Below are 13,116 nucleotides of genomic sequence, written 5' to 3'. Positions count from 1 at the left end.
TTCTGACCTGCCAGGACCCCCGAAAATGTCACGTCTTGTGAGTGTCTGGACACGGGCGGTATGAAGATCACCTCTGCCGGTGATTCATGATCCTTCGTCGGGTGGTGGAGATCACAAGAGCGTTGCCGTACCCCGTGTCGCAGATCACAGATCGACGGGCATAGGATGCGAAGCAGTCGGGCTTGTGAACTGCCTCACATATGCACGATCTTCGAGGCGGCGAGACGGTGCCCGGTGCGGTCCATCGGTCAAGGACGACTGGAAGGAGCGAGGAGCGTGAATGCCTACGCGCCCATCCTCGTGCTCGGCGCCCTCGGGGCAGGGTTTGCGATCTTCTCCGTGGTCATGGCCACGCTTATCGGCCCAAAGAGGTACAACCGGGCGAAGCTTCAGGCATACGAGTGCGGTATCGAGCCGACGCCCACTCCGGCCGGAGGGGGCCGCTTCCCCATCAAGTACTACCTGACGGCGATGCTCTTCATCGTCTTCGACATCGAGATCGTCTTCCTCTACCCCTGGGCCGTCAGCTTCGACGCCCTGGGGCTTTTCGGGCTCGTGGAGATGCTGCTCTTCGTGCTCACCGTCTTCGTCGCCTACGCGTATGTATGGCGGCGCGGCGGCCTGGAATGGGACTGAGGGGCTGAGGGGCACCAAATGGGACTCGAAGAGAAGCTGCCGAGCGGTTTTCTGCTGACGACCGTCGAACAGGCCGCGGGCTGGGTGCGCAAGGCGTCCGTCTTCCCCGCGACCTTCGGCCTCGCCTGCTGCGCGATCGAGATGATGACGACCGGTGCCGGGCGGTACGACCTGGCCCGCTTCGGCATGGAGGTCTTCCGCGGCTCCCCGCGCCAGGCCGACCTGATGATCGTGGCCGGCCGGGTGAGCCAGAAGATGGCGCCCGTCCTCCGCCAGGTCTACGACCAGATGCCCAACCCCAAGTGGGTCATTTCCATGGGGGTTTGTGCCTCGTCGGGTGGGATGTTCAACAATTACGCGATTGTGCAGGGCGTCGACCACATTGTTCCCGTTGACATCTATTTGCCGGGCTGCCCTCCGCGTCCGGAGATGTTGATGGACGCGATCCTCAAGCTCCACCAGAAGATCCAGAGCTCCAAGCTCGGCGTCAACGCGCGCGAAGCGGCCCGCGAGGCGGAGGAGGCGGCCCTGAAGGCGCTGCCCACGATCGAGATGAAGGGGCTGCTGAGGTGAGCGACGCGCGCGACACCGGCCGCTGCGGCGGCGGGGCGGCCCCCGGGCCGCGGACGACGACGAAGGGCGAGCCTCCGCTCCGCGCGGGCGGAGAAGCGAAGAGGGGTGCGCGATGAGCGATCAGCCGAATCCCGAGAAGGACCTCAGCGCGCAGAACCTGCCCGGGCAGCGCGGCTCGCACGGCGAGGAGGTTCGCGTCCAGCGCGGCATGTTCGGCGCGAACAGCGGCGGCGACACCTCCGGCTACGGCGGCCTCGTCCGCTCCGTACGCCTGCCGGGCCCGGCCACCCGTCCCTACGGCGGCTGGTTCGACGAAGTCGCCGACGAGCTGGAGGGCGCCCTCGACGAGCAGGGACTCGTCCCGGAGAACGCCATCGAGAAGACGGTCGTCGACCGGGACGAGATCACCTTCCACATCGCCCGCGAGCACCTCGTACGCGTGGCCCGCACCCTGCGCGACGACCCAGCCCTGCGCTTCGAGCTCTGCACGGGCGTGAGCGGCGTCCACTACCCCGGGGACAAGGGCCGCGAACTGCACGCGGTCTACCACCTGCGCTCGCTCACCCACGGCCGGCTGATCCGGCTCGAAGTCACCGCCCCGGACACCGATCCGCACGTCCCCTCGCTCGTCGGGGTCTACCCGACCAACGACTGGCACGAGCGCGAGACGTACGACTTCTTCGGCCTGGTCTTCGACGGCCACCCCGCCCTCACCCGGATCATGATGCCGGACGACTGGCAGGGCTTCCCGCAGCGCAAGGACTACCCCCTCGGCGGCATCCCCGTCGAGTACAAGGGCGCCCAGATCCCGGCTCCGGACCAGCGGAGGTCGTACTCGTGACCACTCCACCTGCCAGCGCCCGCGAGACCACCGAGGGCACCGTCTACACGGTCACCGGCGGCGACTGGGACGAGGTCGTCCAGTCCGCGGCCAAGGCCGACGACGAGCGCATCGTCGTCAACATGGGCCCGCAGCACCCGTCCACCCACGGTGTGCTCCGGCTCATCCTGGAGATCGACGGCGAGACCGTCACCGAGGCCCGCTGCGGCATCGGCTACCTCCACACCGGCATCGAGAAGAACCTCGAATACCGCACGTGGACGCAGGGCACGACCTTCGTCACGCGCATGGATTACCTGACGCCCTTCTTCAACGAGGCGGCGTACTGCCTGGGCGTCGAGAAGCTCCTCGGCATCGAGGACCATATCCCCGACCGGGCGACGATCATCCGCGTCCTGCTGATGGAGCTCAACCGGCTCTCCTCCCACCTGGTGTGCATCGCCACCGGCGGCATGGAGCTGGGCGCCACCACGATCATGATCTACGGCTTCCGGGACCGCGAGATGATCCTGGACCTGTACGAGCTGATCACCGGCCTGCGCATGAACCACGCCTTCATCCGCCCCGGCGGCCTCGCCCAGGACCTGCCGCCCGGCGCCATCGACCAGCTTCGCGAGTTCGTGAAGACGATGAAGAAGAACATGCCGGAGTACGACAAGCTCGCCACCGGCAACCCCATCTTCAAGGCCCGCATGCAGGACATCGGCTACCTGGACCTGTCCGGCTGCATGGCCCTCGGCGCCACCGGCCCGATCCTCCGCTCCGCCGGCCTCCCGCACGACCTGCGCAAGACCGACCCGTACTGCGGCTACGAGACGTACGAGTTCGACGTCCCGACCTCCGACACCTGCGACGCCTACGGCCGCTTCCTCATCCGGCTGGAGGAGATGCGCCAGTCGCTGCGGATCGTCGAGCAGTGCCTGGACCGGCTGGAGCCGGGCCCGGTGATGGTCGCCGACAAGAAGATCGCCTGGCCCGCCCAGCTTGCCCTCGGCCCGGACGGACTCGGCAACTCCCTCGACCACATCAAGAAGATCATGGGCACGTCCATGGAGGCCCTGATCCACCACTTCAAGCTGGTCACCGAGGGCTTCCGGGTCCCGCCCGGCCAGACCTACACGGCGGTCGAGTCGCCCAAGGGCGAGCTGGGCGTCCACGTCGTGAGCGACGGCGGCACCCGCCCCTACCGGGTCCACTTCCGCGACCCGTCGTTCACCAACCTGCAGGCCATGGCGGCGATGTGCGAGGGCGGCCAGGTCGCCGACGTCATCGTCGCCGTCGCGTCCATCGACCCCGTGATGGGAGGCGTCGACCGGTGACCGCCAATCAAGAGGTCGGCCTGGGGATGCCGCAACTCCCCGCCCCCGACTACCCCGCCGACGTACGGGCCCGGCTCGAAGCGGACGCCAGGGAGATCATCGCCCGCTACCCCGACAGCCGGTCCGCCCTGCTGCCGCTGCTGCACCTGGTGCAGTCGGAGGAGGGGTACGTGACCCGCACCGGCATGCGGTTCTGCGCCGACATGCTGGACCTGACCACCGCCGAGGTCACCGCCGTCGCGACCTTCTACACCATGTACCGGCGCAAGCCCTCCGGCGACTACCAGGTCGGGGTGTGCACCAACACCCTGTGCGCGGTCATGGGCGGCGACGCCATCTTCGAGGAGCTCCAGCAGCACCTCGGCGTCGGCAACAGCGAGACCACCCCGGACGGCAAGGTCACCCTCGAACACATCGAGTGCAACGCGGCCTGTGACTTCGCACCCGTGGTGATGGTCAACTGGGAGTTCTTCGACAACCAGACGCCCGAGTCCGCCAAGCGGCTCGTGGACGACCTCCGTGCCGGCCGCCCCGTCGCACCGACCCGCGGCGCGCCCCTGTGCACGTACAAGGAGACCGCCCGCATCCTGGCCGGCTTCCCCGACGAGCGCCCCGGCGCGGTCGAGGCGACCGGTGGCGCGGGACCCGCCTCGCTGATCGGCCTGAAGCTCGCCAAGGGCGAGGCCGCACCCGGGGCACGCGTGGTCCACCCGCGAGGTGAGGCCCCGCACGACGAGCCCACCCCAGGATCGGGACACCTCAGCTCGCACGACGCGCCACAGCCGACCTCGGCCTCGGACCCCGAGCACCCGACCGGCCCGGTCACCGAGGAGGGGGAGTGATGACGTTGGCACCCGAGATGACCAGCCCCGAGAAGCTGCTCGCACCGGTCCTGTCCGCGTTCTGGGACCAGCCGAACTCGTGGACGCTGGAGACCTACAAGCGGCACGAGGGCTACGAGGGGCTCAAGAAGGCCCTCGCCATGACGCCCGACGACCTCATCGCGTTCGTCAAGGACTCCGGCCTCCGCGGCCGCGGCGGCGCGGGCTTCCCCACCGGGATGAAGTGGCAGTTCATCCCCCAGGGAGACGGCAAGCCGCACTATCTCGTTGTCAACGCCGACGAGTCGGAGCCCGGGACCTGCAAGGACATCCCGCTCCTCTTCGCCAACCCGCACTCCCTCATCGAGGGCATCGTGATCGCCTGCTACGCGATCCGGTCCAGCCACGCCTTCATCTACCTGCGCGGCGAGGTCGTGCCCGTACTGCGCAGGCTGCACGAGGCCGTACGCGAGGCGTACGCGGCCGGCTACCTCGGCCGGGACATCCTCGGCAGCGGACTCGACCTCGAACTCACCGTGCACGCGGGCGCCGGCGCGTACATCTGCGGCGAGGAGACCGCGCTGCTCGACTCGCTCGAAGGCCGCCGCGGCCAGCCCCGGCTGCGTCCCCCCTTCCCCGCGGTCGCCGGCCTGTACGCGTGCCCCACTGTGGTGAACAACGTCGAGTCCATCGCCTCGGTTCCCGCGATCCTCAACCGGGGCAAGGACTGGTTCCGGTCGATGGGCAGCGAGAAGTCCCCCGGCTTCACGCTCTACTCGCTCAGCGGCCACGTCGCCTCGCCCGGCCAGTACGAGGCGCCGCTCGGCATCACCCTGCGCCAGCTGCTCGACATGAGCGGCGGCATGCGGCCCGGCCACCGGCTGAAGTTCTGGACGCCGGGAGGCTCGTCCACCCCGATGTTCACCGACGAGCACCTCGACGTGCCCCTCGACTACGAGGGCGTCGGCGCGGCCGGCTCGATGCTCGGCACCAAGGCGCTCCAGTGCTTCGACGAGACGACGTGCGTGGTGCGGGCGGTGACCCGGTGGACCGAGTTCTACGCCCACGAGTCGTGCGGCAAGTGCACCCCCTGCCGGGAAGGCACCTACTGGCTCGTGCAGTTGCTCCGCGACATCGAGGCCGGCAAGGGCTCCCTGGGCGACCTCGACAAGCTGAACGACATCGCCGACAACATCAACGGCAAGTCGTTCTGCGCCCTCGGTGACGGCGCCGCCTCGCCGATCTTCTCGTCGCTGAAGTACTTCCGCGGGGAGTACGAGCAGCACATCACGGGCAAGGGCTGCCCCTTCGACCCGGCCAAGTCGACCGCCTGGGCGGACAACCACGTGGAGGTGACGGCGTGACCGTCATGGCATCCGGCCCCGCCGGGGGCGGCAGCGCGGCCGTCCCACCCGAAGACCTGGTCACGCTGACCATCGACGGGATCGAGATCTCCGTCCCCAAGGGGACGCTGGTCATCCGCGCCGCCGAGCAGCTCGGCATCGAGATCCCCCGGTTCTGCGACCACCCCCTCCTCGACCCGGCCGGCGCCTGCCGGCAGTGCATCGTCGAGGTCGAGGGCCAGCGCAAGCCGATGGCGTCCTGCACCATCACCTGCACCGACGGCATGGTCGTCAAGTCGCAGCTCACCTCGCCCGTCGCCGAGAAGGCCCAGGTGGGGGTGATGGAGCTGCTGCTCATCAACCACCCGCTGGACTGCCCCGTCTGCGACAAGGGCGGCGAGTGCCCGCTGCAGAACCAGGCCATGTCGCACGGACAGGCCGACTCCCGCTTCGAGGGACGCAAGCGGACCTACGAGAAGCCCGTCCCGATCTCCACCCAGGTCCTCCTCGACCGCGAGCGGTGCGTGCTGTGCGCCCGCTGCACCCGGTTCTCCAACCAGGTCGCGGGCGACCCGATGATCGAACTGATCGAGCGCGGCGCGCTCCAGCAGGTCGGCACCGGCGAGGGAGACCCGTTCGAGTCGTACTTCTCCGGCAACACCATCCAGATCTGCCCCGTCGGCGCGCTGACGTCGGCGGCGTACCGGTTCCGCTCCCGCCCCTTCGACCTGGTCTCCTCGCCGAGCGTCTGCGAGCACTGCGCCGGCGGCTGCGCCACCCGCACCGACCACCGGCGCGGCAAGGTCATGCGGCGCCTCGCGGCCAACGACCCGGAGGTCAACGAGGAGTGGCTGTGCGACAAGGGACGGTTCGCGTTCCGGTACGCGCAGCAGCGTGACCGGCTCACGACGCCTCTGGTGCGCAGCGCCTCCACGGGCGCGCTGGAGCCGGCCTCCTGGCCGGAGGCCCTGGAGGCGGCGGCCCGCGGACTGGTGAAGGGCCGCACCGGGGTCCTCACCGGCGGGCGGCTGACGGTGGAGGACGCGTACGCGTACGCCAAGTTCGCGCGCGTGGCCCTCGACACCAACGACATCGACTTCCGCGCGCGGGTGCACAGCAGCGAGGAGGCCGACTTCCTGGCCGCCCGGGTCGCGGGACGCGGCCGGGACCTGGACGGACAAGGGGTCACGTACACCTCCCTGGAGAAGGCCCCGGCGGTCCTGCTCGTCGGGCTGGAGGCGGAGGAGGAGGCGCCGGGCGTCTTCCTGCGGCTGCGCAAGGCGTGGCGCAAGAGGGGGCAGAGGACCTTCGCCCTCGCCTCCCACACGACCCGGGGACTGGAGAAGGCGGGCGGCACGCTGCTGCCCGCCGCGCCCGGGACGGAGGCGGAGTGGCTGGACGCGCTCGCCTCCGGGACGGGGCTGGACGCGGACGGGACCGCCGCCTCGGGGGCGCTGCGGGAGCCCGGCGCGGTCATCCTGGTCGGTGAGCGGTCGGCGGGAGTGCCGGGCGCGCTGACCGCGGCCGTGCGCGCCGCGGCCGCGACGGGGGCGGAGCTGGTGTGGATTCCGCGCCGGGCCGGTGAGCGCGGCGCGGTGTGGGCGGGCGCGATCCCGTCGCTGCTGCCGGGCGGGCGGCCCGCGACCGATCCACGCGCGCGTGACGAGGTCGCCGCCGCCTGGGGCGTACGGGAACTGCCGCACCGGTACGGACGCGACACGGGCCAGATCCTGGAGGCCGCGGCCACCGGCGAGCTGGGGGCCCTGCTCGTGGCGGGTGTCGAGGTCGCCGACCTGCCGGACCCGCGGCGCGCGCGTGAGGCCCTCGACGCGGCGTTCGTGGTGTCGCTGGAGCTGCGGCCGGGTGAGGTCACCGAGCGGGCCGACGTGGTCCTCCCGGTCGCCGCCGTGGCGGAGAAGCCCGGCACCTTCCTCAACTGGGAGGGCAGGGTGCGGATGTTCGAGGCCGCGCTGAAGCCCCAGCACATGACGCGCACACTCGCCCCGGCCGACGCGCGGGTGCTGCACATGCTGGCCGACACCCTCGACGTCCACTTCGCCCTGCCGGACGTGAACGCCGTACGGCGCGAGATGGACCGGCTCGGCGCGTGGGACGGGACGAGGGCGGGCGACCCCGTGGAGTCCGCCGCGCCGCTGCCCCGCGCGGGCGAGGGTGAGGCGGTGCTGGCCGGCCACCGGATGCTGCTGGACCTGGGCCTCCTCCAGGAGGGCGACGAGGCCCTGGCGGGCACCCGCCACGCCTCGGTGGCCCGCCTGTCGGCCGCCACGGCGGCGGAAACGGGTGTCAAGGACGGCGACCTCCTGTCGGTCACCGGCCCGGCGGGCTCCGTCGAACTGCCGCTGAAGGTCACCGACATGCCGGACCGGGTGGTGTGGCTGCCGCTCAACTCGACCCCGGGCGGCGTGCTGTCCGCCATGGGCACGGTCCCCGGCCGGCTGGTCCGCCTCGCCCCGACGACCCCGAACTCCGCGGCCCCCACGGAGGTGGAGGCATGATCCCGTACACCCTGGCCGCGGAAGACCTGTCCATGTTCGGCCGCGACCCCTGGTGGCTCGTGGCGATCAAGGCGGTCTTCTGCTTCGCCTTCCTGATGATCACCGTGCTCTTCTCCATCGTGTGGGAGCGCAAGGTCGTCGCCTGGATGCAGCTGCGCATCGGCCCCAACCGGCACGGCCCCTGGGGCCTTCTCCAGTCCCTCGCGGACGGCGTCAAGCTGATGCTCAAGGAGGACGTGGTCGTCAAACGGGCCGACAAGGTCGTCTACATTCTCGCCCCGATCATCGCCGCCATCCCGGCGTTCATGGCGATCGCGGTGATCCCCTTCGGTCCGGCCGGCAACGAGGTCTCGATCTTCGGGCAGCGCACCACGATGCAGCTGACCGACCTTCCGATCGCGATGCTCTACATCCTCGCGGTCGCCTCCGTCGGCATCTACGGCATCGTGCTGGCCGGCTGGTCGTCCGGCTCCACGTACCCGCTCCTCGGCGGCCTGCGCTCGTGCGCGCAGATGATCAGCTACGAGATCGCGATGGGCGCCGCCTTCGCGTCCGTCTTCCTCTACTCCGGGTCGATGTCGACCTCGGCGATCGTCGAGGCGCAGGCGGACCGCTGGTACATCATCCTGCTGCCGGTCTCCTTCATCATCTACATCGTCACGATGGTCGGCGAGACCAACCGCGCCCCCTTCGACATGCCCGAGTCCGAGGGCGACCTGGTCGGCGGGTTCAACACCGAGTACAGCTCCATCAAGTTCGCGATGTTCATGCTCGCGGAGTACGTGAACATGGTGACCGTCTCGGCGGTGTCGGTGACGCTGTTCCTCGGCGGCTGGCGGGCCCCGTACCCGATCTCCACCTTCTGGGAGGGCGCGAACCACGGCTGGTGGCCGATGCTCTGGTTCGTCGTCAAGGTCCAGCTGCTGCTGTTCTTCTTCATCTGGCTGCGCGGCACGCTGCCCCGCGTCCGCTACGACCAGCTGATGAAGCTCGGCTGGAAGGTCCTCATCCCCGTCTCGGTCGTCTGGCTGATGCTGGTCGCGACCGTGCGGGCGCTGCGCAACGAGAACTACGACTTCCAGGAGATCGTGCTGTACGTGGCGGGCGCGGTCATCGCGGTGCTGCTGCTCTCCTTCGTCGTCGACATCTTCCGCGACAAGAAGGCCAAGCAGGAGGCGGAGGCAGCCGCCCCGCCCGCCGAGTTCGACCCGATGGCCGGCGGATTCCCCGTACCGCCGCTGCCCGGACAGACCCTGCCGCCGGTTCCCCGCCGACGGCCGCGCTCCGAGCGTGAGCTGATTGTCAGTGGCGGCGCGGACACTGAGCGTGATGGAAAGGAGGCTGACGGTGTCTGAGGGCAACTTCCAGAATCCGGTCGCCGGCTTCGGCGTGACCTTCAAGGCCATGTTCAAGAAGCGGCTGACCGAGCAGTATCCGGAGCAGCAGAAGACGACGGCGCCGCGCTTCCACGGCCGGCACCAGCTCAACCGGCATCCGGACGGGCTGGAGAAGTGCGTCGGGTGCGAGCTGTGCGCCTGGGCCTGTCCGGCCGACGCCATCTATGTGGAGGGCGCGGACAACACGGACGAGGAGCGCTACTCGCCGGGCGAGCGGTACGGCCGCGTCTACCAGATCAACTACGCCCGCTGCATCCTGTGCGGACTGTGCATCGAGGCCTGCCCGACCCGGGCGCTGACGATGACGAACGAGTTCGAGCTCGCCGACAGCTCCCGCGAGAACCTGATCTATACGAAGGAGCAGCTCCTCGCGGGTCTGGAGGAGGGCATGGTCGACACGCCCCACGCCATCTTCCCCGGCATGACCGAGCAGGACTACTACAAGGGCCTGGTCACCGAGGCCGCGCCCGGCACGGTCCCGCAGGCCGCCGTGAGCAAGGGTGACGAGAAGCCGCAGGAGGGCGCGTCGGACTTCGGAGAGGGCGAGCCCGCGTCGAAGAAGGTGATCGGCGCATGAGCGCACTCGCCGCCACGGCCTCCACGGGTGAGGCCGTGCAGTTCTGGGTGCTGGGCACCGTCGCCGTCGTCGGTGCCCTGGCCACGATCCTGATGAAGAAGGCCGTGCACAGTGCGCTGAGCCTGGCCGCCACCATGATCATTCTGGCGGTCTTCTACCTCGCCAACGGGGCGTACTTCCTGGGCGTCGTGCAGATCATCGTCTACACCGGCGCGATCATGATGCTGTTCCTCTTCGTCGTCATGCTCGTCGGCGTCACCGCCGCCGACTCGCTGAAGGAGACCATCAAGGGGCAGCGCTGGCTGGCCGCCGCCTGCGGGCTCGGTTTCGGCATCCTCCTGGTCGCCGGTATCGGCCGGGCGTCGCTGGACACGTTCGAGGGCCTCGGCACGGCGAACGCCGGCGGCAATGTGGAGGGCCTGGCGGAGCTGATCTTCACCACGTACGTCTTCGCCTTCGAGATCACCGGCGCGCTCCTGATCACCGCGACCGTCGGCGCGATGCTGCTGACGCACCGGGAGCGCACCGAGCGCGCCCGCACCCAGCGGGAACTGTCCGAGCAGCGCGTACGGGAGGGGAAGCACCTGCCGCCGCTGCCGGCGCCCGGTGTCTACGCCCGGCACAACGCCGTGGACATCGCCGGTCTGCTGCCCGACGGCACGCCCTCCGAGCTCACCGTCAACAAGACGCTGCGGGCGCGCGGGCAGATCCGCGATGTGTCGAGGCAGGCGCTGGAGGACCTCAAGGCGCTGGAGCAGCGCGCGGAGGAGCGCCTGGGGCGCGGCCCGTCGGAGCCGCAGGCGTCCCGCCCCCAGGACCGTGAGGAGGAGAACGCGCAGTGAATCCGGTCAACTACCTGTACCTGGCCGCCCTGTTGTTCACCATCGGCGCGGCCGGGGTGCTGATCCGGCGGAACGCGATCGTCGTCTTCATGTGCGTCGAGCTGATGCTCAACGCCTGCAACCTCGCGCTCGTCGCCTTCTCCCGTATGCACGGCAATCTCGACGGCCAGATCATCGCCTTCTTCACGATGGTCGTCGCCGCCGCGGAGGTCGTGGTCGGGCTCGCGATCATCGTGTCGCTGTTCCGTTCCCGCCACTCGGCCTCGGTCGACGACGCCAGCCTGATGAAGCTGTGAGGGGCTGAAAGTGGAGAATCTGATCGCGCTGCTCGTGGCGGCGCCTCTGCTGGGAGCGGCCGTCCTGTTGTGCGGCGGCCGGCGGCTGGACAAGGCCGGGCACTGGCTCGGCACCCTGCTCGCCGCCGCCTCCTTCGTCATCGGGGCGGTGCTCTTCTTCGACATGCTGGGCAGGGGCACGGAGGAACGGGCGCTGCACCAGCACCTGTTCAGCTGGGTGCCGGTGGAGAGCTTCCGGGCGGACATCGCCTTCCAGCTCGACCAGCTGTCGATGACGTTCGTCCTCCTCATCACCGGTGTCGGCACGCTCATCCACGTGTACTCGATCGGGTACATGGCGCACGACGAGCGCAGGCGCCGCTTCTTCGGCTACCTGAACCTGTTCCTGGCGGCGATGCTGCTGCTGGTCCTCGCCGACAACTACCTGCTGCTGTACTTCGGCTGGGAGGGCGTCGGTCTCGCCTCGTACCTCCTGATCGGCTTCTGGCAGCACAAGCCCAGCGCGGCCACCGCCGCGAAGAAGGCCTTCCTGGTCAACCGGGTCGGCGACATGGGCCTGTCCATCGCCATCATGCTGATGTTCACCACCTTCGGGACGTTCACCTTCGGGCCGGTGCTGGCGGCGACGGGGGAGACGAGCGAGGGCATGATGACGGCCATCGGGCTGATGCTGCTGCTCGCCGCGTGCGGCAAGTCGGCGCAGGTGCCGCTGCAGTCCTGGCTCGGTGACGCGATGGAGGGCCCGACCCCCGTCTCGGCCCTGATCCACGCCGCCACGATGGTGACCGCGGGCGTCTACCTGATCACCAGGTCGGGCGCCATCTTCAACGCGGCTCCGGACGCGCAGCTCGCGGTCGTGGTGGTCGGCGCGGTCACACTCCTGTTCGGTGCGATCGTCGGTTGTGCCAAGGACGACATCAAGAAGGCGCTGGCCGGTTCGACGATGTCGCAGATCGGCTACATGATCCTGGCGGCCGGACTCGGCCCGATCGGGTACGCCTTCGCGATCATGCACCTGGTGACGCACGGCTTCTTCAAGGCCGGGCTGTTCCTCGGCGCCGGTTCGGTCATGCACGGCATGAACGACGAGGTCGACATGAGGAAGTACGGCGGCCTCAGGAAGTACATGCCGGTCACCTTCGTGACCTTCGGGCTCGGTTACCTGGCGATCATCGGCTTCCCGGGCCTGTCCGGCTTCTGGTCCAAGGACAAGATCATCGAGGCGGCCTTCGCCAAGGGCGGTACGGAGGGCTGGATCCTCGGCGGGGTCGCCCTGCTGGGCGCGGGCATCACCGCGTACTACATGACCCGCGTGATGCTCATGACGTTCTTCGGCGAGAAGCGCTGGCAGCCCGCCCCGGACCCGGACAAGGCGCCCAGTGTGGAGCCCGGCGTCGAGGTCCACCCGGGCGAGATGCCGCATCCCCACGAGTCGCCGAAGTCCATGACCATCCCGATGATCGTGCTGGCCTTCGGATCGGTCTTCGCGGGCGCGCTCTTCTCGCTCAACAGCGCGTTCGTCAACTGGCTCAAGCCCGTCACCGAGTTCGAGCACGGGCACCCGCCCATCAGCGCGGGCGCGGTGACCGCCTCCACGGTGGTCGTCCTGCTGGTAGGCGTCGGCATCGCGTACGCGCAGTACGGCCGCCGGCCCGTCCCGGTCGTCGCCCCGCGCGGCTCGCTGCTCACCCGCGCCGCCCGGCGCGACCTGCTCCAGGACGACTTCAACCACATCGTCCTGGTCCGCGGCGGCGAGCACCTCACGCGCTCGCTGGTGTACATGGACCACACCCTGGTCGACGGGGTGGTCAACGGCACCGCCGCCTCGGTCGGCGGACTGTCCGGCCGGCTGCGCAAGCTGCAGAACGGCTTCGCCCGCTCCTACGCGGTCTCGATGTTCGGAGGTACGGCGGTGCTGATCGCCGCGACCCTGCTGATGAGGGGAGTGTGACCAC

The 13,116-nt window shown here is 69.5% G+C and carries 12 protein-coding genes; all 12 read left to right on the top strand.

The genetic code is table 11. The features are described from left to right. The first annotated feature begins 276 nt into the window (after positions 1-276). The gene (locus ACZ6C1_RS26725) at positions 277-636 is read left to right on the top strand and encodes an NADH-quinone oxidoreductase subunit A (RefSeq protein WP_064070021.1); all 360 of its coding nucleotides are present in this window, start codon (positions 277-279) and stop codon (positions 634-636) included. Positions 637-654: 18 nt separating this feature from the next. After that, positions 655-1,209, top strand: a complete 555-nt coding sequence (locus ACZ6C1_RS26720) for a NuoB/complex I 20 kDa subunit family protein (RefSeq protein ID WP_126885586.1) — start codon at positions 655-657, stop codon at positions 1,207-1,209. A 112-nt stretch (positions 1,210-1,321) separates the two neighbouring features. Beyond that, positions 1,322-2,050, top strand: a complete 729-nt coding sequence (locus tag ACZ6C1_RS26715; protein ID WP_469243960.1) for an NADH-quinone oxidoreductase subunit C — start codon at positions 1,322-1,324, stop codon at positions 2,048-2,050. Further along, positions 2,047-3,369, top strand: a complete 1,323-nt coding sequence (locus ACZ6C1_RS26710) for an NADH-quinone oxidoreductase subunit D (protein WP_469243959.1) — start codon at positions 2,047-2,049, stop codon at positions 3,367-3,369. The genes ACZ6C1_RS26715 and ACZ6C1_RS26710 overlap by 4 nt, the downstream gene beginning before the upstream one ends. A 26-nt stretch (positions 3,370-3,395) precedes the next feature. Continuing rightward, positions 3,396-4,211: an NADH-quinone oxidoreductase subunit NuoE gene (nuoE, locus tag ACZ6C1_RS26705; RefSeq protein ID WP_469244100.1), complete on the top strand. Its 816-nt coding sequence runs from the start codon at positions 3,396-3,398 to the stop codon at positions 4,209-4,211. Further along, on the top strand, positions 4,211-5,554 hold the full coding sequence (gene nuoF / locus ACZ6C1_RS26700; protein WP_469243958.1) for an NADH-quinone oxidoreductase subunit NuoF: 1,344 nt from the start codon (positions 4,211-4,213) through the stop codon (positions 5,552-5,554). Before nuoE ends, nuoF begins: the two co-directional genes overlap by 1 nt. Continuing rightward, a complete protein-coding gene (locus ACZ6C1_RS26695) occupies positions 5,551-8,049 on the top strand; it encodes an NADH-quinone oxidoreductase subunit G (protein ID WP_469243957.1) in 2,499 nt (832 codons plus the stop codon). The genes nuoF and ACZ6C1_RS26695 overlap by 4 nt, the downstream gene beginning before the upstream one ends. Next, positions 8,046-9,404, top strand: a complete 1,359-nt coding sequence (gene nuoH, locus ACZ6C1_RS26690) for an NADH-quinone oxidoreductase subunit NuoH (protein WP_469243950.1) — start codon at positions 8,046-8,048, stop codon at positions 9,402-9,404. The genes ACZ6C1_RS26695 and nuoH overlap by 4 nt, the downstream gene beginning before the upstream one ends. Continuing rightward, positions 9,379-10,023 carry an NADH-quinone oxidoreductase subunit NuoI gene (gene nuoI / locus ACZ6C1_RS26685; protein ID WP_469243948.1) on the top strand — a complete coding sequence of 215 codons (645 nt, stop codon included), beginning with the start codon at positions 9,379-9,381 and terminating at the stop codon, positions 10,021-10,023. Before nuoH ends, nuoI begins: the two co-directional genes overlap by 26 nt. Continuing rightward, a complete protein-coding gene (locus ACZ6C1_RS26680; protein ID WP_469243946.1) occupies positions 10,020-10,865 on the top strand; it encodes an NADH-quinone oxidoreductase subunit J in 846 nt (281 codons plus the stop codon). Before nuoI ends, ACZ6C1_RS26680 begins: the two co-directional genes overlap by 4 nt. Continuing rightward, positions 10,862-11,161, top strand: a complete 300-nt coding sequence (gene nuoK, locus ACZ6C1_RS26675) for an NADH-quinone oxidoreductase subunit NuoK (RefSeq protein WP_064070011.1) — start codon at positions 10,862-10,864, stop codon at positions 11,159-11,161. Before ACZ6C1_RS26680 ends, nuoK begins: the two co-directional genes overlap by 4 nt. A gap of 10 nt (positions 11,162-11,171) precedes the next feature. Beyond that, a complete protein-coding gene (gene nuoL, locus ACZ6C1_RS26670; RefSeq protein ID WP_469243944.1) occupies positions 11,172-13,112 on the top strand; it encodes an NADH-quinone oxidoreductase subunit L in 1,941 nt (646 codons plus the stop codon). Positions 13,113-13,116 lie beyond the last annotated feature (4 nt).

Source organism: Streptomyces sp. NPDC041796, from assembly GCF_055590785.1.
The sequence above is the reverse complement of the archived record's forward strand: the minus strand, read 5'-3'. Positions and strand labels throughout refer to the sequence as shown.

What these genes read in the sequence shown, in the direction of transcription:
- nuoH (WP_469243950.1), top strand. Translation starts at nt 8,046, where the DNA reads ATGATCCCGTACACCCTGGCCGCGGAAGACCTGTCCATGTTCGGCCGC.
- ACZ6C1_RS26680 (WP_469243946.1), top strand. Translation starts at nt 10,020, where the DNA reads ATGAGCGCACTCGCCGCCACGGCCTCCACGGGTGAGGCCGTGCAGTTC.
- ACZ6C1_RS26715 (WP_469243960.1), top strand. Translation starts at nt 1,322, where the DNA reads ATGAGCGATCAGCCGAATCCCGAGAAGGACCTCAGCGCGCAGAACCTG.
- ACZ6C1_RS26720 (WP_126885586.1), top strand. Translation starts at nt 655, where the DNA reads ATGGGACTCGAAGAGAAGCTGCCGAGCGGTTTTCTGCTGACGACCGTC.
- nuoI (WP_469243948.1), top strand. Translation starts at nt 9,379, where the DNA reads ATGGAAAGGAGGCTGACGGTGTCTGAGGGCAACTTCCAGAATCCGGTC.
- nuoF (WP_469243958.1), top strand. Translation starts at nt 4,211, where the DNA reads ATGACGTTGGCACCCGAGATGACCAGCCCCGAGAAGCTGCTCGCACCG.
- nuoE (WP_469244100.1), top strand. Translation starts at nt 3,396, where the DNA reads ATGCCGCAACTCCCCGCCCCCGACTACCCCGCCGACGTACGGGCCCGG.